This is a genomic window from Aureimonas altamirensis (genome assembly GCF_001463885.1).
Classification (GTDB): Bacteria; Pseudomonadota; Alphaproteobacteria; order Rhizobiales; family Rhizobiaceae; genus Aureimonas; species Aureimonas altamirensis.
Map to the genome: position 1 here is coordinate 217,311 of NZ_BBWQ01000010.1, position 18,220 is coordinate 235,530.

Annotated in this window: 17 protein-coding genes; 9 read left to right on the top strand and 8 right to left on the bottom strand. The window is 66.6% G+C overall.

Annotated elements, in window-relative coordinates; genetic code table 11:
• Positions 1–26 precede the first annotated feature (26 nt).
• Positions 27–941 carry a methylisocitrate lyase gene (gene prpB / locus AUL31_RS07170; protein WP_060603570.1) on the top strand — a complete coding sequence of 305 codons (915 nt, stop codon included), beginning with the start codon at positions 27–29 and terminating at the stop codon, positions 939–941.
• Positions 942–951: 10 nt separating this feature from the next.
• On the opposite strand, the gene guaB is transcribed toward prpB, so the two are convergent.
• Both guaB and AUL31_RS07180 read right to left on the bottom strand, forming a co-directional pair.
• Positions 952–2,454, bottom strand: a complete 1,503-nt coding sequence (guaB, locus tag AUL31_RS07175; RefSeq protein WP_060603573.1) for an IMP dehydrogenase — start codon at positions 2,452–2,454, stop codon at positions 952–954.
• Positions 2,455–2,605: 151 nt separating this feature from the next.
• Positions 2,606–3,658, bottom strand: coding sequence for an MBL fold metallo-hydrolase (locus AUL31_RS07180; protein ID WP_060603576.1), 1,053 nt, complete (start codon positions 3,656–3,658; stop codon positions 2,606–2,608).
• Positions 3,659–3,819: 161 nt separating this feature from the next.
• Here AUL31_RS07180 and AUL31_RS07185 point away from each other — a divergent pair, with 161 nt between their 5' ends.
• Complete coding sequence (locus tag AUL31_RS07185) at positions 3,820–5,196, top strand: MFS transporter (protein WP_060603580.1); 1,377 nt, start codon at positions 3,820–3,822, stop codon at positions 5,194–5,196.
• Between the two features lie 6 nt (positions 5,197–5,202).
• Here the strand turns inward: AUL31_RS07185 and AUL31_RS07190 are convergent, their stop codons facing one another.
• The 3 genes from AUL31_RS07190 to AUL31_RS07200 form a co-directional block, all read right to left on the bottom strand.
• Positions 5,203–5,925, bottom strand: coding sequence for an RlmE family RNA methyltransferase (locus AUL31_RS07190; protein WP_060603583.1), 723 nt, complete (start codon positions 5,923–5,925; stop codon positions 5,203–5,205).
• A complete protein-coding gene (locus AUL31_RS07195) occupies positions 5,922–7,226 on the bottom strand; it encodes a Ppx/GppA phosphatase family protein (RefSeq protein ID WP_060603587.1) in 1,305 nt (434 codons plus the stop codon). Before AUL31_RS07195 ends, AUL31_RS07190 begins: the two co-directional genes overlap by 4 nt.
• A gap of 167 nt (positions 7,227–7,393) precedes the next feature.
• Positions 7,394–8,332: a LysR substrate-binding domain-containing protein gene (locus tag AUL31_RS07200; RefSeq protein WP_060603931.1), complete on the bottom strand. Its 939-nt coding sequence runs from the start codon at positions 8,330–8,332 to the stop codon at positions 7,394–7,396.
• A 116-nt stretch (positions 8,333–8,448) separates the two neighbouring features.
• Between AUL31_RS07200 and AUL31_RS07205 the strand changes: the two genes are divergently transcribed.
• The 7 genes from AUL31_RS07205 to rpe are packed head-to-tail and all read left to right on the top strand — an operon-like array spanning position 8,449 to position 15,025.
• Positions 8,449–9,471 carry a class 1 fructose-bisphosphatase gene (locus AUL31_RS07205; protein WP_060603935.1) on the top strand — a complete coding sequence of 341 codons (1,023 nt, stop codon included), beginning with the start codon at positions 8,449–8,451 and terminating at the stop codon, positions 9,469–9,471.
• Positions 9,472–9,485: 14 nt separating this feature from the next.
• The gene (locus AUL31_RS07210) at positions 9,486–10,361 is read left to right on the top strand and encodes a phosphoribulokinase (protein ID WP_060603590.1); all 876 of its coding nucleotides are present in this window, start codon (positions 9,486–9,488) and stop codon (positions 10,359–10,361) included.
• Positions 10,362–10,382: 21 nt separating this feature from the next.
• Positions 10,383–11,462, top strand: coding sequence for a class II fructose-bisphosphate aldolase (fba, locus tag AUL31_RS07215; protein ID WP_060603593.1), 1,080 nt, complete (start codon positions 10,383–10,385; stop codon positions 11,460–11,462).
• Between the two features lie 37 nt (positions 11,463–11,499).
• Complete coding sequence (locus AUL31_RS07220) at positions 11,500–12,960, top strand: form I ribulose bisphosphate carboxylase large subunit (protein WP_060603595.1); 1,461 nt, start codon at positions 11,500–11,502, stop codon at positions 12,958–12,960.
• Positions 12,961–13,002: 42 nt separating this feature from the next.
• Positions 13,003–13,422 carry a ribulose bisphosphate carboxylase small subunit gene (locus tag AUL31_RS07225; protein ID WP_060603600.1) on the top strand — a complete coding sequence of 140 codons (420 nt, stop codon included), beginning with the start codon at positions 13,003–13,005 and terminating at the stop codon, positions 13,420–13,422.
• An 11-nt stretch (positions 13,423–13,433) separates the two neighbouring features.
• Positions 13,434–14,351, top strand: a complete 918-nt coding sequence (gene cbbX, locus AUL31_RS07230; protein ID WP_082646842.1) for a CbbX protein — start codon at positions 13,434–13,436, stop codon at positions 14,349–14,351.
• A complete protein-coding gene (gene rpe, locus AUL31_RS07235; RefSeq protein ID WP_060603607.1) occupies positions 14,348–15,025 on the top strand; it encodes a ribulose-phosphate 3-epimerase in 678 nt (225 codons plus the stop codon). The genes cbbX and rpe overlap by 4 nt, the downstream gene beginning before the upstream one ends.
• A gap of 6 nt (positions 15,026–15,031) precedes the next feature.
• Here rpe and AUL31_RS07240 read toward each other — a convergent pair whose 3' ends face one another.
• The 3 genes from AUL31_RS07240 to AUL31_RS07250 are packed head-to-tail and all read right to left on the bottom strand — an operon-like array spanning position 15,032 to position 18,192.
• Complete coding sequence (locus AUL31_RS07240) at positions 15,032–15,700, bottom strand: HAD-IA family hydrolase (protein WP_060603610.1); 669 nt, start codon at positions 15,698–15,700, stop codon at positions 15,032–15,034.
• Positions 15,701–15,721: 21 nt separating this feature from the next.
• Positions 15,722–16,747, bottom strand: a complete 1,026-nt coding sequence (locus AUL31_RS07245; protein WP_060603938.1) for an Ldh family oxidoreductase — start codon at positions 16,745–16,747, stop codon at positions 15,722–15,724.
• On the bottom strand, positions 16,747–18,192 hold the full coding sequence (locus AUL31_RS07250; protein WP_060603612.1) for an FAD-binding oxidoreductase: 1,446 nt from the start codon (positions 18,190–18,192) through the stop codon (positions 16,747–16,749). Before AUL31_RS07250 ends, AUL31_RS07245 begins: the two co-directional genes overlap by 1 nt.
• Between the last annotated feature and the right edge of the window lie 28 nt (positions 18,193–18,220).

Consider the following 18,220-nt stretch of genomic DNA (forward strand, 5'->3'; position numbering starts at 1 on the left):
TCGCCATACGTCAAAGGAAAATCGAAGTGACCTATCTCGTCGATGAAGACCGCCCGCGCGTTCCGGCCGGCCAGCGTTTCCGGGCATTGATGGACGCGCCGGCCATCATGCGCATCCCCGGCGCCCATAACGGCCTGTCGGCCATACAGGCCCGCGATGCCGGCTTCGAGGCCCTCTATCTTTCGGGCGGCGCGGTCAGCGCCTCCATGGGCCTGCCGGATCTCGGCATCCTGACGCTGGAGGACGTCACCTTTCATCTGCGGCAATTGTCGCGCGCGTCGGCGCTTCCCGTCCTGGTCGACGGCGATACCGGCTTCGGCGAGGCGCTGAACGTGATGAACATGGTCCGCACCTTCGAGGATGCCGGGGCCGGCGCGGTGCAGATAGAAGACCAGCTCCTGCCCAAGAAGTGCGGCCACCTCAACGACAAGCGCCTTGCCGGCGCGCACGACATGGCGGCCAAGGTTTCGGCGGCGCGGCGCGCGCGGCGCGATCTCGTCATCATTGCCCGCACCGATGCCGCCGCCAGCGAAGGCATCGAGGGGGCGGTATCACGTGCAAAGCTGTATCTGGAGGCCGGGGCCGACGCCATCTTCCCCGAGGCGCTGACATCGGTGGAGATGTTCCGTGCCGTTGCCGAGGCGCTGCCCGGCGTGCCCCTTCTGGCCAACATGACCGAGTTCGGGCGCACGCCGGCGCTGACCGCCGACGAGTTCCAGGCGCTCGGCTACGCCATGGTGATCTGGCCCGTTTCATCTTTGCGCGTCGCCGCCAAGGCGCAGGCTGCGCTGTACGAAACGATCCGCCGCGACGGCACCCCCGCGGCGGTGTTGAGCGCCATGCAGACGCGGGCCGAGCTTTACGACACGATCGGCCTTGCCGAGTACGAGGCGCTCGACCGGTCCATCATCAAGACGGTGTTGCCGGGCGAGGTCGCCTGACCCCGCGCGGTCAGAGACCGCCGGGGTAGTTCGGGCTTTCACGCGTGATGGTCACGTCATGCGCGTGGCTCTCGCGCAGGCCGGCGGGGGAAATCCGCACGAAGGTCGCGTTGGTGCGGAAATCGTCCAGCGTCGCGGCACCGGTGTAGCCCATCGCCGCGCGCAGGCCGCCGGCAAGCTGGTGCAGCACGGCGCTGACCGGCCCCTTGTAGGCCACCTGGCCCTCGATGCCTTCCGGCACCAGCTTCAGCGTGTCGCGCACCTCGGCCTGGAAGTAGCGGTCTGCCGAGCCCCTGGCCATCGCGCCGACCGAGCCCATGCCGCGATAGGCCTTGAAGGAGCGGCCCTGGTGCAGGTAGATCTCGCCCGGGCTTTCGTCGGTGCCCGCCAGAAGCGAGCCCACCATGGCCGCCGAGGCACCTGCGGCAAGCGCCTTGGCAAGATCGCCCGAAAACTTGATACCGCCATCGGCGATCACCGGCACGCCGGCCTTGTCGGCCACGGCGACGGCATCCATGATGGCGGAAAGCTGCGGTACGCCGACACCCGCCACGATGCGCGTGGTGCAGATCGAGCCCGGGCCGATGCCCACCTTGATGCCGTCGGCGCCCGCGTCGATCAGCGCCTGCGTGCCGCTCGGCGTCGCGACATTGCCGGCGATCACCTGCACCTCGTTCGACATGCGCTTCACCCGCGCCACGGCATCCAGCACCCGCTGGGAATGGCCATGGGCCGTATCCACGACGATCAGGTCGATGCCCGCGTCGATCAGGCGCTCGGCACGCTCGAAACCGTCGTCGCCAACGCTGGTCGCTGCCGCCGCCAGAAGACGGCCCTGCCCGTCCTTGGCTGCGTTGGGGTTGAGCTGAGATTTCTCGATATCCTTGACGGTGATCAGGCCGACGCAGTGGCCCTCGCCGTCCACCACGAGCAGCTTCTCGATCCGGTGTGCGTGCAGAAGACGCTTGGCCTCCTGCTGGTCGACGGTATCGCGGACGGTGACGAGGTTGTCCTTCGTCATGAGCTCGTGGATCTTCTGGCGGTCGTCGGAGGCAAAGCGCACGTCGCGGTTGGTGAGGATGCCCACCAGCTTGCCGCGCGTCTGGCCGCCGCGCCCGCCGTTCTCGACAACCGGAATGCCGGAGATGCGATGGGCAGCCATCAGCGCGCGGGCATCGCCCAGCGTGGCGTCGGGCCCGATGATGACCGGGTTGACCACCATGCCGCTCTCGAATTTCTTGACCTGCCGCACCTCCTCGGCCTGCTCGGCCGGGGTCAGGTTGCGGTGGATGACGCCGATGCCGCCTGCCTGGGCCATGGCGATGGCCAGCCGGGCTTCCGTCACCGTGTCCATGGCGGCCGACAGGATGGGCAGGTTGAGGCGCAGGGTGCGCGTGATGCGCGTGCGCACATCCACCTGCCCGGGCATGACCTGAGAGTGCGCCGGCTGCAACAGGACGTCGTCGAACGTCAGCGCGAGGGCGCCGGTTGATGTCTCGATAATCTGGGCCATGCCAGTCCTTCCGGTAGCGGATCGGGGGCCAGACAAGGGCCGCGCCCGAATGAGGGATGGCAAGGGCTGCTAGCATGGGGCGAGGCTTTAGGGAAGCCCCGTTCTGCCCCATGTCTTCGCGATTGCGAAATCGCCGTCGATGGCCGGCCCCTCAGCCGTTGCTTGCCGGGGCCGCGTCCTCGATCATCAGCGCGTAGGTCTCGGGCACATAGCGGAAGGCTTCGCCATCGCGCTGCACATAGCCGACGGCCGGGAACGGCAGGTGATAGCCGGTGAAGGGCAGCTTCTCGTCGGCCAGCATGGCGGCAAAGCGCTGGCGCGTGGCCGCGGCCGCCGCCTTGTCCATGTCGAAGCGGACATGCCATTCCGGCTTCTGCAGCGACACGACAGACTGGCTGAACGTATCGCCCATCAGAAACAGCCGCTTGCCGCCGGAGGTGAGCTCAAAGACGAAATGGCCGGGCGTGTGGCCATAGGCGGCCCGCGCGAACAGGCCGGGGGCAACTTCGTCACCATCCTCGGCAAGGGTCATGGTGCTTTCCAGCGGCGCAACCTTCGCGGCCACCGCTTCCGCATTGCCGGCGGTGCCGCCGCTCTTGGCCGCATCGGATGTCCAGAACTCGTATTCCTGCCGGCCGACGATCAGGTGCGCCCTCGGGAAGGCCGGTGCATCTCCCTCCATCAGGCCGCCGATGTGATCGCCATGCAGATGCGTCATCACCACCATGGTCACCCTGTCGGCCGGAATGCCGGCGGCTTCCATGCGCTGGCGTAGCTGTCCAAGGCCGCCGTCGCGCCCGCCGGAGCCGAACCCGGTATCGATGAGGACCGTTTCCCCGCCCGTCTCGATGACCACGGGGTTGAAGAAGGTGACGAAGCGGCCGGCCGGCAAAAGGTTCGCCTCCATCAGCTCGGCGACCGCCTCGGCGGTCTGGTCTTCGCCGAAGGTGGGGTGCGGCCCGTCGCCAGGGCGGACGCCATCCAGGATAACCGTGATGCGGGCATCGCCAAGCTTGAAGCGCTGCCAGCCCGGCGCCATCGCGCCCTCGCCGCCCGCCTGCGGTGCGGGTGCGGCGGCAGGTGCAGCCGGCTCGGCGGCAGGCTGCTGGGCCCGCGCGGCCGTTACCATCGCGCTGGCCGCGGCGGTGCCGAGAGCAAGCTTCAACGCCCCGCGACGATCGAGACCCATCTTCTGACGATTCATAAGCCTGCTCCTAGCAGTTTCACGCATGTTGTCTTGCCCAACCTCGATAGGCTGCAATATGGGCAAGTTTGGGCAGGTCGTGAGCCTTCACGACAAATTTGTGCGAACGGTCGGGCGGAGATAAGAGAACCTTACCGTTTTTTCCGGAAAGCAATCCCGCCGTGAAGCGCATCGTTCCCGTCGTCCTCGCCGTCGCTCTGTTCATGGAAAACATGGACTCGACCGTCATCGCGACATCGCTGGCAACCATCGCCGAGGATATCGGCACCAACCCCATCGCACTGAAGCTTGCGCTGACGAGCTACTACGTGTCGCTGGCCACGTTCATTCCGATTTCAGGCCGTGTGGCCGACCGGTTCGGCGCGCGTTTCATATTCCAGTGCGCCATCGTCGTCTTCATGCTGGGCTCTCTGGCCTGCGCCCTGTCCAGTTCCATCGAGGCCTTCGTGGCGGCGCGTTTTCTGCAAGGGATGGGCGGCGCGATGATGACGCCGGTCGGCCGCCTGCTGCTGGTGCGGGCCGCCAACAAGTCCGATCTCGTCACTGCCATGGCATGGTTTTCCATTCCGGCGATGGTGGGGCCGCTGATCGGCCCACCGATCGGCGGCGCCATCTCCACCTACGCCGACTGGCGCTGGATCTTCCTGATCAACCTGCCCATCGGCCTGATCGGCATCGTGATGTCGCAGAAGGTGCTGCCCTATGTGGAGCCGATCGCCACCATCCGCTTCGACTGGCCGGGCTTCGTCATCTCGGGCCTTGCCTGCTCGGGCCTCGTCTTCGGCTTGTCGGTCATCTCGCTGCCGGCCCTGCCCCCCATCATCGGCTTCACGCTGGCCGCCGTCGGCGTGTTATTCGCGCTGCTCTACATCCGCCACGCGCGGCGCAGCCCCGACCCGCTCCTGCATCTGTCTCTCCTGAAGGTCGATACGCTGCGCGCGTCCATCACCGGGGGCGGGCTGTTCCGCATCGGCACGGGCGCCCTGCCGTTCCTGCTGCCGCTGATGCTGCAACTCGGCTTCGGCTACACGCCCTTCGAATCCGGCCTCGTCAGCGCGGCCACGGTGGGCGGTGCGATGGCGATGAAGCTTATGGCGCGCCCGCTGTTGCGGCGCTTCGGCTTCCGCACGGCGCTGATGTCGACCGCCGTGCTGGGTGGGGCATCGGTGGCCGTCATCGGCTTCTATCGGCCGGATATGCCGTTGATCCTGTTGCTGGTGCTGTTGCTCGTCGGCGGCTTCTTCCGCTCGCTGTTCTTCACCAGCACAAACGCCCTGGCCTTTGCCGACGTGCCGCCGCCGCGCGCCGGCGATGCAACCGCCATGCTGGCCGCTTTCCAGCAGGTTTCCATAGCCACCGGCGTTGCCATGGCCGGCGGCATACTGGAGGCCGGGGTCGTCTTGCGCGGCGGTGTCCTGCCCGTTCCGGCCGATTTTACCGTCGCCTTCATCGCGGCGGGGTGCGTCACCGTTGCCGCGCTGTTCTGCTTCCGGTCGCTGCCGGCCTCGGCCGGATCGGAGATATCCGGCCGCCGATAGCGGCGGTCAGCCTTCGTCTGCGGCCGCCTCGGCGTCGTCACGGCGTAAGTGTCCGCGAAAGCCCTTGGCCAGCAGGAACAGCTCCACCGAGCCATCGCGCGAGGCGGGCGGCTTGACGTGGTGCACGCTGGTGAAGTTCTTCTTCAGCATGGTCAGAAGGTCGGCCTCGGTGCCGCCCTGGAAGGTCTTGGTCAGGAAGTGGCCGCCCGGCCGCAGCGTCCGTATGGCGAAATCCGCCGCCACCTCCACCAGATGCATGGTGCGCAGATGGTCGGTCCGGCGGTGGCCCGTGGTTGGCGCGGCCATGTCCGACAGGACGATGTCCGGCGCCTCGCCCAGCGCCTCCAGCAGGCGGCCGGGTGCGGCGTCGTCCAGGAAATCCATCTCGAAGATGGTCGCACCGGGGATCGGGTCCACCGGCAGATAGTCGATACCGACGACCTGCGCCTTGTCCGGCGTATCCGCCGTGCGCTGCACCGCCACCTGGCACCAGCCGCCCGGTGCGCAGCCAAGATCCACCACCCGCATTCCCGGCTTCAGCAGCTTGTAGCGATCGTCGATCTCGATCAACTTGTAGGCCGCACGCGAACGGTAGCCTTCCGCCTTGGAACGGCGGACATAGGGGTCGTTCAACTGCCGCTCCAGCCACCGGCGCGACGATGCCTTGATGCCGCCTTTTTTCTTGACGCGCACCGAAAGCCCGCGATCGCCTCTCTTGCCGCCCGTCACGCGCCCTGCCTCGCTCGGTTGCCCTGCGTGTCGCGCCGCCAGACGCCGTCCGCCACCATCATCTCGATCAACAATCCTTCCCGAAGGCCCCTGTCGGCAACCCGCAGCGACGGCGCCGGCCAGACCTTGCGTATGGCTTCCAGAATGGCGCAGCCGGCCAGCACAAGGTCGGCGCGCTCGCTGCCGATGCAGGGATTGGCCATGCGCTCCTCGAAGCTCCAGCCGGCGATACGCGCAACCAGTTCCGAAACCTCGGCATCGCGCAGCCACAGCCCGTCCACCTGCCGCCGGTCGTAGCGCTCCAGCCCCAGATGCACCCCGGCCAGCGTCGTGACCGTGCCGGAGGTGCCCAAAAGGTGAAAACCTGCCCTGCCGACATAGGGCGCAAGGCGGTTGCGCCCCTTGAAGCGCTCGATATGACCGGAAACCTCGTCCACCATCTGCTGGAACAGTTCGGGCGTCACCGTGCGGCCGCCATAACGCTCGGCCAGGGTGACGACACCCACCGGCAGGGAGGTCCAGGCCACGATGTGATTGGACAGCCGGCGGCTTGGCCCCTGCCCGAGGTCCAGAAGCGCGATCTCCGAACTGCCGCCGCCGATATCGAACAGAACCGCCCCGCGCGCCGAACGATCCACCAGCGACCCGCAGCCCGACACCGCCAGGCGGGCTTCGGTTTCGCGGCTGACGATCTCCAGATCCAGGGTCGTCTCTCGCTTGACACGCTCCAAAAACTCGGGCCCGTTGGCGGCCGAGCGGCATGCCTCGGTAGCGATCAGCCGCAAGGCGCGGATATCGCGCGCCGCCAGCTTCTGGCTGCAGATTTCCAGCGCCGCCAGCGCCCGGTCCATCGCGCCGGCGGCGAGGCTGCCCGTGCGGCCCAGACCTTCTCCCAGGCGGACGATGCGGCTGAAGGCGTCGATGACGCGGAACTGGCCGGGGCGCCCCGGCACGGCGATCAGCAACCGGCAATTATTGGTGCCGAGATCCAGCGCGGCGTAAAGCGGCGGACGCCCCTTGTCCACGGCGCGCTGCGGCGGACGCTGCACCTTGCAGGACGCGTCCGGCGCCTCCGTGGCGGCGGCCCCGCGACGCCGGCGCCGACGCCGGCTCTTTTTGCGGGGGTCCGGGTTCTGGCGCGCGACGGCGCTTTCGGCCTTGGCAAGCTTTTCGCCGAGCGACGGCGGAAGATCGCCATCGACAACGCCTTTTGCCGCCGCCGTCGCTGGCTTGCGACGCCGTCGGCGCTGGCGCTTGGACAGCCTGCCGGCCTTATCGGCCGGCTGGGCCGTCTCCGTCATCTGGTGGTGGGAGGCGGCACGCCGCTCCCGCTCTGTATCCTGAACCACAAATACCAACTCCGGAGCAGGCCTCACGCGGAAGCGCTCCTGGACCAATCAGAATCTTTCGTTGCCTTAAGTGTAACAGCCCGTTGCGCTTTCACAAGCGCGGCCAACACCTCCCCACATCATACATTCGCCTCATCGTAGAGATTGGGCAGGACCGGCAGAAACCGCGCCGCCCGGCGCATCAGAAAATCCCAGAAGGCGGACTCGGCCGGCGTCGGCACCCTGTCGGCCCGTGTCACGGCAAACCATTGGCGCCGGATCGGGGTTCCCGCGACATTCAGGATCACCAGGCGGCCAAGCTCGACCTCCAGTGCAACCGTATGGGCCGACAGGAAGGCGATGCCCAGGCCCGCCATGACGGACTGCTTGATCGTTTCGTTGGAATCCAGCTCCAGCAACCGGTCGTCGAGAAGCTCCGGCATGTCGCGCACGAACAGCTCCAGCGAGCGGCGCGTGCCCGATCCGCGTTCGCGCACCAGCATGCGGTGGCCGGCCAGATCCTGCAGCTCCAGGCTGCGGCGCGCGGCCAGGGCATGCCCGGGCGCGGCCACCACCACCAGTGGATGGTCGCCGAACACGCGCGCCCGGATGGGCAGGTCGCGCGGGGGCGTGCCCATCAATGCGATGTCCAGGGCCATGGTGCGCAGATCCTCCGCAATGCGGCTCTTGTTGCCGACCTCCAGCTCTATGTCGATGCCGGGGTGCTCCGCCCCGAAGGCGGCAAGGATGGACGGCGCGAAATATTTGGCGGTGGAAACGACCCCGAGCCGCACCCGCCCGCGCTTCAAGCCCTTCAGCGCGTCGATCTCGTCGCGCATGTCGCGCAGCGCGTGTTCGATGGCATTGGCGGCGGACAGAACGCAGGCACCGGCCTCCTTGATGCGCATTCCATCGCTGGTGCGGTCGAAGAGCGGCAGGCCGAACGCTTCTTCCATCTGCTTGATCTGAAGCGTGATGGCCGGCGCCGTCAGCCCCAGGGTGCGCGCCGCCGCCGCGATCGTTCCAAGACGGTTGACCGCCTGTACGGAGCGAAGCTGCCGCAAGGTTATCGCCTGCAAGGACACCGGCCCCTCCCCGTGCATAATTTTTTCTGACTATGCGACTTAAGCAAATAAATTTTACTTAGTCCACTGCCTGATCGATAGTCCTGCCTGACATCGGGAGGGTGTTGATCATGCGTTCGTCGCTCGAAGCTCATCTGCGTGCCTTCGCGGGGGAAGATCCGCTCCGCAACGACATCGCCGAGGCGGTACGCCAGCTCGGCGTCGCGGCCATCAAGCTGCGCGGCGTCATCATGGAAGAGCCTGCCGGGCCACCCGCCCCGACACCGTCCGCCACCAACGCCGCAGGCGACATCCAGACCTGGCTGGACATCGAGGCCGACCGCATCTTCACCGCCGCGGCGTGGCAGGCCAACATCGCCATCATGGCGTCGGAAGAACGCGCCGAACCCCTGCCCATGCATCCGGGCGGAACGCTGGCTCTGGCGATAGACCCGCTCGACGGCTCGTCGAACATCGAGACGAACGCGTCCATCGGCTCGATCTTCTCGCTGCTGCCGGCAGCGGGGCAAGCGCCCTTCGCCCAGCCGGGCCGCAACCAGCTCGCTGCGGGAACCATCGTCTACGGGCCGCGCTGCCAGATGATCCTGACGCTCGGGCGGGGCACGCTCGTCTTCACCTACTCGCCCTCGTTCGGCGGTTTCGTGGAAGAGCAGCACGCTGCTCCGATACCGGAGAAGACGTCCGAATTCGCCATCAACGCATCCAACTATCGGCACTGGGACGAAGAGGTGCGGCTCTATGTCGACGACTGCCTGGCCGGCGCCGACGGCCCGCGTGGCAGGGAGTTCAACATGCGCTGGACGGCTTCGCTGGTGGCCGAGTTGTCGCGCATCCTCACGCGCGGCGGCGTCTTTCTGTATCCGGCCGACGCCCGCCGCCCCTACCGCGAGGGCCGCCTGCGCCAGCTCTATGAGGCGAACCCCGTCGCATTCATCGTCGAGCAGGCCGGCGGCGCGGCAACCGACGGCATCCGGCCTCTTCTGGATACGGCCCCGGCGACCCTGCACCAGCGCACGCCCTTCGTCTTCGGCTCGGCGCACGAGGTGCAGCGCGTTGCCCGATATCTCACCGATCCGTCGGCCATCGGGGAGCGCTCGCCGCTCTTCGGCCGCCGCAGCCTGTTCCGCGCGTAAGGGAAACCGAACCAGTGACCGCCAGACACCCCATAATCGCCATAACAGGCTCTTCCGGCGCCGGCACCACATCGGTCAAGCGCATCTTCGAGCAGATTTTCCGCCGCGAGGAGGTGAAGGCCGACTTCATCGAGGGCGATGCCTTTCACCGCTACGACCGTGCGGCGATGAAGGCCAGGATGGCCGAGGAGGAAGCCGCCGGCAATCACGAGTTCTCGCATTTCAGCCCGGATGCGAACATCCTGGAAACGCTGCAGGACATCTTCGCCGAGTACGGGCGAAAGGGAACGGGCCGCACGCGGCATTACGTGCACGACGACGCCGAGGCGGCAATCTACGGCGCGCCGCAAGGCACATTCAGCGCCTGGCAGGATTTTGCGGGCGACAGCGACCTTCTGTTCTACGAGGGGCTGCACGGCTGCGTGCGCACCGATACGCTGGACCTCGCCTCGCATGTCGACCTGAAGATCGGCGTCGTGCCCGTCATCAACCTCGAATGGATCCAGAAGATCCATCGGGACAAGGCCTCGCGCGGTTACTCCACCGAGGCCGTGATGGACGTGATCCTGCGGCGCATGCCGGATTATGTGCGCACCATCTGCCCGCAATTCACGCTGACCAACATCAACTTCCAGCGGGTGCCGATCGTCGATACGTCCAACCCCTTCATCGCGCGGTGGATACCGACGCCGGATGAATCGATGCTCGTCATCCGCTTCGCCAACCCGCGCGGCATCGACTTTCCGTACCTCCTGTCGATGATCCACGACAGCTTCATGTCGCGGCCCAACTCCATCGTCGTGCCGGGCAACAAGCTGGATCTCGCCATGCAACTCATTCTCACGCCGCTGATCCTGCAGCTCATCGAGCGCCGGCGGCGGGTGCTCTGACGCAACGAAAGGAAAGCCAAGATGGCCAAGATCACGCTGAGGCAGCTTCTGGACGACGCCGCGGAACACGGATACGGCGTCCCCGCCTTCAACATCAACAACATGGAACAGGGCCTCGCCATTCTCGAGGCCGCCGCCGGGGCGGACGCGCCGGTGATCCTTCAGGTGTCGCGCGGGGCGCGGTCCTATGCCGGAGACATCATGCTGGCGCACATGGTGGATGCGCTGGTGGAGATGTTCCCGGCCATCCCCATCTGCCTGCACCAGGACCACGGCAACAACGAAGCCACCTGCCTGACCGCGCTGCAGCACGGCTTCACCTCCGTCATGATGGACGGCTCGCTGGAAGCCGACGCCAGGACGCCGGCCAGCTTCGACTACAATGTCGCCATCACTGCCAAGGTCGCCGAAGCGGCCCATGCTGTGGGCGCGTCGGTAGAGGGCGAGCTCGGCGTCCTCGGCTCGCTGGAAAGCGGCGAAGGCGCAGCCGAGGACGGCCATGGCTTCGAGGGGCAGTTGGCGACGGACCAGCTTCTGACCGACCCCGCACAGGCGCAGGAGTTCGTCGCGCGGACCGATGTCGATGCCCTGGCCATCGCCATGGGCACGTCGCACGGGGCGTACAAGTTCAGCCGCCGGCCGGACGGCGACATCCTGGCCATGCACGTGATCGAGGAGATCCACAGCCGCCTGCCCGGAGTGCACCTCGTCATGCATGGCTCTTCCTCCGTACCGGAGCCGCTGCAGGAGATGTTCAACCGCTTCGGCGGCCAGATGCGCCCGACATGGGGCGTGCCGGTGGACGAGATCGTCCGCGGCATCCGACACGGCGTGCGCAAGGTGAACATCGACACCGATTGCCGGCTGGCGATGACGGCCGAGTTCCGCCGCATCGCCAGCCAGAAGCCGGACGAATTCGATCCGCGCAAATTCCTGCAGCCGGCGATGGATCAGTTGCGGCAGCTTTGCCGCGAGCGGTTCGAGGCCTTCGGCACCGCCGGCAACGCCGCGCGCATACGCCCCAGATCGATGGCCGAGATGGCGCGCCGATATGCCGGCGGCGAGTTGCGGCAGGCCAACCGATACAGGGATGCGGCCTGACCCCCGCATGCAAGGTTCCAACGAGGGAGAGAAAGTCATGTCAGAGCAATCGCAGACCGTCACCGGCAAGGAGCGCTACAAGTCCGGCGTCATGGAATACAAGCGCATGGGCTACTGGGAGCCGCATTACGAGCCGAAGGACACGGACCTTATCGCCTGCTTCCGCATCACGCCGCAGGACGGCGTCGATCCGATCGAGGCGGCGGCCGCCGTGGCGGGCGAATCCTCCACCGCGACATGGACTGTCGTCTGGACGGACCGGCTGACGGCGGCGGAAAAATACCGCGCCAAGGCCTACAGGATCGATCCGGTGCCGAATGCGGAAGGCAGCTACTTCGCCTACATCGCCTACGATCTCGATCTGTTCGAGCCGGGGTCCATCGCCAACCTGACGGCGTCGATCATCGGCAATGTCTTCGGCTTCAAACCGCTGAAGGCGCTGCGGCTGGAGGACATGCGCCTGCCGACCGCCTACGTGAAGACCTTCCAGGGGCCCGCCACGGGCATCGTGGTGGAGCGCGAGCGGCTGGACAAGTTCGGCCGGCCGCTGCTGGGGGCCACCGTCAAGCCAAAGCTGGGCCTTTCGGGGCGCAATTACGGGCGCGTCGTCTACGAGGCGCTGAAGGGCGGTCTCGACTTCACCAAGGATGACGAGAACATCAACTCCCAGCCCTTCATGCACTGGCGGGAACGCTTCCTCTACTGCATGGAGGCGGTCAACAAGGCGCAGGCCGCGACCGGCGAGATCAAGGGCACCTATCTCAACGTCACGGCCGCCACGATGGAAGACATGTACGAGCGGGCCGAATTCGCACGCGACCTCGGCTCGGCCATCATCATGATCGACCTTGTCATCGGCTGGACGGCCATCCAGTCGATGGCCAAATGGGCCCGCCGCAACAACATGATCCTGCATCTGCACCGCGCGGGGCATTCCACCTACACGCGGCAGAAGACGCATGGCGTGTCCTTCCGCGTCATTGCCAAATGGTCGCGGCTGGCCGGGGTGGACCATATCCATGCCGGCACGGTGGTCGGCAAGCTGGAGGGCGATCCGGCCACGACGCGCGGATACTACGACATCTGCCGGGACGAGTTCACGCCGCAGAACCTTGCCAATGGCGTGTTCTTCGACCAGCCCTGGGCATCGCTGAACAAGATGATGCCCGTTGCCTCGGGCGGCATCCACGCCGGCCAGATGCACCAGCTTCTGGACCTTCTGGGCGAGGATGTCGTGCTGCAGTTCGGCGGCGGCACGATCGGCCATCCGATGGGCATCGCCGCAGGGGCGACAGCCAATCGCGTGGCGCTGGAGGCGATGATCCTGGCGCGCAACGAGGGCCGCGACATCGTCAACGAAGGGCCGGACATTCTGGAGGCGGCCGCGCGCGACTGCACGCCGCTGAAGCAGGCTCTCGATACGTGGAAGAACGTCACGTTCAACTACGCGTCCACCGATGCCCCCGATTACCAGACCAGCGTTTCCGTAGCCGCCTGACGGCCACGGACCATCCCAACCCGAGCATAAGGAGATACGATCATGAGGGTGACCCAGGGGACATTCTCGTTCCTGCCCGACCTGACGGACACGCAGATCGCCGCGCAGGTGCAATACTGCCTCGACAATGGCTGGGCGGTGAACATCGAGTTCACCGACGACCCGCATCCCCGCAACACCTATTGGGACATGTGGGGGCATCCGATGTTCGACATTGCCGACGCCGCCGGCGTGATGATGGAGCTGAACGCCTGCCGCAAGGTGAACGGCCATCTCTACATCCGCCTGTCGGCATTCGATTCCGGCCATGGCTGGGAGTCGGTGAAGCTGTCCTTCATCGTCGACCGTCCCACCGCCGAGCCGGGCTTCCGCCTGCGGCGGCAGGAGGCGGAGGGCCGCAATATCCGCTACACGACCGAGACCTATTCTGGCGACCGGCCGGAAGGCGAGCGTTACGCATGACGGCCGCCGCCATGGAACGGGAGCCGGCAGCGGCCGAGGCCGTGGATTTGCGGCGCGACTTCGTCGAATCCGGCGTCGCGGAGGTGCTGGACGCTCTCGACCGCTCGCTCATCGGGCTGGCTCCGGTCAAGCAGCGTATCCGGGAGACGGCGGCCCTGCTTCTGGTGGAGCGGGCCCGCCGGCGCCTCGGCCTGGCCTTCGAGACGCCGACCCTGCACATGAGCTTCACCGGCAATCCCGGCACCGGCAAGACTACCGTCGCCCTGCGCATGGCGGACCTGCTCCACCGCCTCGGATATGTGCGCAAGGGCCATCTGGTCTCCGTCACCAGGGACGATCTCGTGGGCCAGTATATCGGCCACACGGCGCCCAAGACCAAGGAGATCCTGAAGAAGGCGATGGGCGGCGTCCTCTTCATCGACGAGGCCTACTACCTGTACCGGCCTGAAAACGAGCGCGACTACGGGCAGGAGGCCATCGAGATCCTGTTGCAGGTGATGGAGAACCAGCGCGACGACCTCGTCGTGATCCTGGCGGGCTATGGAGACCGCATGGAACGCTTCTTCGAAAGCAATCCGGGCTTTCGTTCCCGGATCGCGCATCACATCGACTTTCCCGATTATGCGGGCGAGGAACTGCTGGCCATCGCGCAGGGCATGCTGGAACGGCAGGGCTATCGCTTCGCGCCCGAGGCGCAGGCGGTGATGGCGCGCTATATCGACATGCGCCGGCGCCAGCCGCATTTCGCCAATGCGCGCTCCATCCGCAACGCGCTGGACAGGGCGCGGCTGCGGCAGGCCAACCGCCTGTTCGAAAGCGGCAACGGGGCGTTGACAGCGGACGATCTATCGCGGATCGAAGCTTGCGACATCGCCGTCAGCCGCGTACTGGCCGGCGCAGCGCCGCAAACCGAGAAGGATACGGAATGACGCTCATCATCGCACCCTCGATCCTTTCCGCGGACTTCTCGCGTCTCGGCGAAGAGATCGTCGCCGTGGACAAGGCCGGCGCCGACTGGATCCACCTCGACGTCATGGACGGGCACTTCGTACCCAACATCACCTTCGGGCCGCCGGTGGTGAAGGCGGTGCGGCATACGACGGACAAGATCTTCGACTGCCACCTGATGATCGAGCCCTGCGACCCCTATCTCGAAGCCTTCGCCAAGGCCGGCGCGGACTACATCACCATCCACGCGGAGGCGACCAAACATCTGGACCGCTCTCTTCAGGCTATCCGCGATCTCGGCAAGAAGGCCGGCGTATCGCTGAACCCGGGCACCCCGGAACAGGCGATCGAATACGTGCTGGACAGGGTGGACCTGATCCTGCTGATGACCGTCAATCCCGGCTTCGGCGGCCAGGCCTTCATTCCGGCCGTGGTGGACAAGGTGCGCCGCGTCAAGCAGATGATCGGCGACAGGCCCATCCACATCGAGATCGATGGCGGCGTCGCGCCGGATACCGCGCCCCTCGTCGTGGAAGCCGGGGCAAACGTGCTGGTTGCCGGCTCGGCCATCTTCAAGGGCGGCACGCCCGAGCATTATGCCCGCAACATGCAGGCGATCCGGGACAGCGTGGAGGCCGCCCGCAAGGCGGCCTGAACCGCCTTACAGGCCCAGCATCGCCATGACCCGGCGCGGATCGAGCGGACCGTCCATAATGATGTCCGCGCCGGTGAAATCGTCCGCCGCCGTATAAAGCGCCGGCGTCACCACGCAGCGCAGGCCGGCCGCCCTGGCGGCCCGAAGTCCGTTGGCGGAATCCTCGATGGCAAGGCATTCGCCGGGCGGCATGCCCAGCATTTGCATCGCAAGCTCGTAGATATCCGGCGCGGGCTTCTTGGCCGGCACCATGTCACCGCATGCGATGACATCGAAGCCATGATCCACCCCAAGCGTATGGGCGAGCAGGCTGTCGACATTGTCGCGGCTGGTGGTGGTGGCGATGGCCAGCGCGACGCCGCACCGCCGCGCCTCGGCGATCAGCGCGGCAATGCCGGGCCGCAGGGTAAGCCGGCCACCATCCACCGCCTCTACGTAATGGCGCGTCTTTGCGGCATGCAGCCGGGCCGCATCGGGCACGGCCATCCCGCCCCGCCCCTCTGCGTAGGCAAGAATGCGTTCCTTGCCGCCGGTGACCTTCAGGAGGTCGCGGTAGAGCGTCTCATCCCACTGCCAGCCGATGGCATGATCGGCGAAGGCCCGGTTGAACGCCTGCCGATGCAGCTCCTCTGTTTCGGCAAGCGTTCCATCGACATCGAAGATCAGAGCGGGCATGCGACCTCCGGCTTCAGTGCATCAGGCAAGGCCCAGGAATGCGGCCGTCTCGGGATCGACCGGGATGCCGTTGGCGGCGCGCTCGATCTCGACCTTCCATTCACGCTCGCCCGGCGCCATCACGCCGCCCTCCCGCGCGCGGCTGCCGCGCAGCGCGCCGAGATAGGCCTTAATCTGCTCGCCGTAATTGGAGCCGCCGCCGAAGAACGACGGATGGATGGCGATCAGGAAGTGGCCTATATTGCGCGGCGTGGAGACATCCTCGCCCACCATGTCGATGACGAACGGATCGGGCGTCGCGCCGGCGACAACGGACGACATGATCGAGATGAAGCCGGCCAGCGCCGCGCCCTTGAAGCCGAAATCGGCGCCGCCCAGCGGCATCAGCATTTCAGCTTCCTTGGCATCGCGCGTCGGTGTGCCGGCAAGGTCGGCGGCCACGCCTTCCGGCAACTGTATGCCCAGCACCCGGTACAGAAGAACGCGGTTCATCGGTACCGACGAGGTGGCCATGTCCAGGAGCCAGGGCTTTTCGCCCGGCACGGGGATGCCGATGGCCAGCGGATTGGTTCCGTGGAACCGCTCCGCGCCGTTGAACAGCGCCACGATGGAATCGCTGTTGGCGACGCAGATGGTGATGCAGCCCCGCTCCTGCCCCGCCATGGCATAGGCGCCGGCCGCCCCGAAATGCGACGAGCGATGAACGCCTACCGCCGCGATGCCCATGCGCGCGGCGGCATCGGTGGCAACGTCCACCGCCTTGTACATGGCGGGATGGCCGAGCCCGTGGTCGGCGTCCAGCGCAAAGGAAACCGGTGAATTCTCCTTCACCGTCATGTCGGGACGGCCATTGACCCGGCCGCCCTTCAAGACGCGGCTGTAATGCGGCGTCAGCCGCACGCCATGGCTGTCCACGCCAAGCTTGGAGGCATGCATCATCGCGCGCGTCGCGGCCGCGGCCGAAGGCTCGTCGGCCCCCGCTTCCACCAGCGCCGCATAAACGCGCGTTTCCAGAAGCTCGGCAGGTGTCAGCACTACGTCGGCCATCATATTTCTTTCTTCGGTTCTCTTGGGCGTGGGTCGATCTGGCAGCCCGGGTTCATCTGCCATTCCGGGTCCAGCGCGGATTTCAGGGCCCGCAGCAGGCGCTCCTGCGCCTCGGGCATGCGCTGCACGAAATCCGCCTTCTTGAGCCGGCCGATGCCGTGCTCGGCACTCAGGCTGCCATCATACCTGTCCAGTATGTCGTAGAGGATCGTCTTGGCCGTCTTGATGACGGCCTCCGCCTCGGCGCGTGAGGCGCCACGCGGCGGAATGACGTTGAAGTGGATGTTGCCGTCGCCGACATGGCCATAGGCCGCGACGTCGCATTGCGGCATGCTCTGCGCGATGGCGGCGCTGACCTCTGCGATATAGTCGGCAACGCGCGACAGCGGCACCGACAGGTCGGTGCGCAGATGCGGACCACGCATGGCCTGCCCCTCGTTCATGCCTTCGCGCACCTTCCACAGGTTCAGCGCCTGCTGGCGCGACGCCGCAATGACGCCGTCGAGAATCTCGCCCGCCTCCATCTCCTTCTCAAGGAAGGCCTCCAGCATCGCGCGCAGATCGATCGGGCCGGTGGCCGTCAGTTCCGTCAGCACATAGGCCGGATAATCGGTGGGCAGGGATTGCGGCAGGTCGGGATGCGCATCGCGCGCAAAGCTGAAGGCTTCCGGCCGCATCAGCTCGAAGGCGCTGATCAGGTCGCAGCAATCGCGGCGCGCCCGGCGATACAGGGCCATCGCCGCCTCCACGCTGGGCAGCGCCAGAAGTGCGGTTTCCACGTGCTCGGGCTTGGGCAGAAGCTTGATCGCCACCCCGGTGACGATACCCAGCGTGCCTTCCGCCCCGATGAAAAGCTGCTTCAGGTCGATGCCGCGATTGTCCTTGCGCAAGGTCGACAGGCCATCCCACACCGTGCCGTCGGCCAGCACCACTTCCAGCCCGAGGATCAGCTCGCGCGTCATGCCGTAGCGCAAGACATTGATGCCGCCGGCATTGGTAGAGACGTTGCCGCCGATCTGGCACGACCCCTGCGCACCGAGCGCCAGCGGGAAATAGCAACCTTCGGCGTCCACCGCCGCCTTGATCGCCTCCAGCACGCAGCCGGCGTCGACGATTGCGGAAAAATCGTCCGGAGCGATGGAGCGGATCCGGTTCATCCGCTCGAGAGACAGGACGACCTCTGACTGCGGCCTGTCCGGGATGCCGCCCAGCGCCAGCCCCGTATTGCCGCCCTGGGGCACGATGGACAAGCCGAGCTCCGCGCAAAGACGCACGGCGGCGGACACCGCCTCGGTCGAGGCCGGCCGCAGCACGGCGACGGCCCCCGTGGTCACGTCGCCATGCCAGTCGCGGCAGTAGCGCACCATGTCGGCCGGGTCGGTCAGGACCGCCCCGGCGCCGAGGCGTTCGGACAGGAGCCGGGCAAGGTTCACCGCGTCCTCCATGAAGTCCCCCTTCGCGTGAATCGTGCTC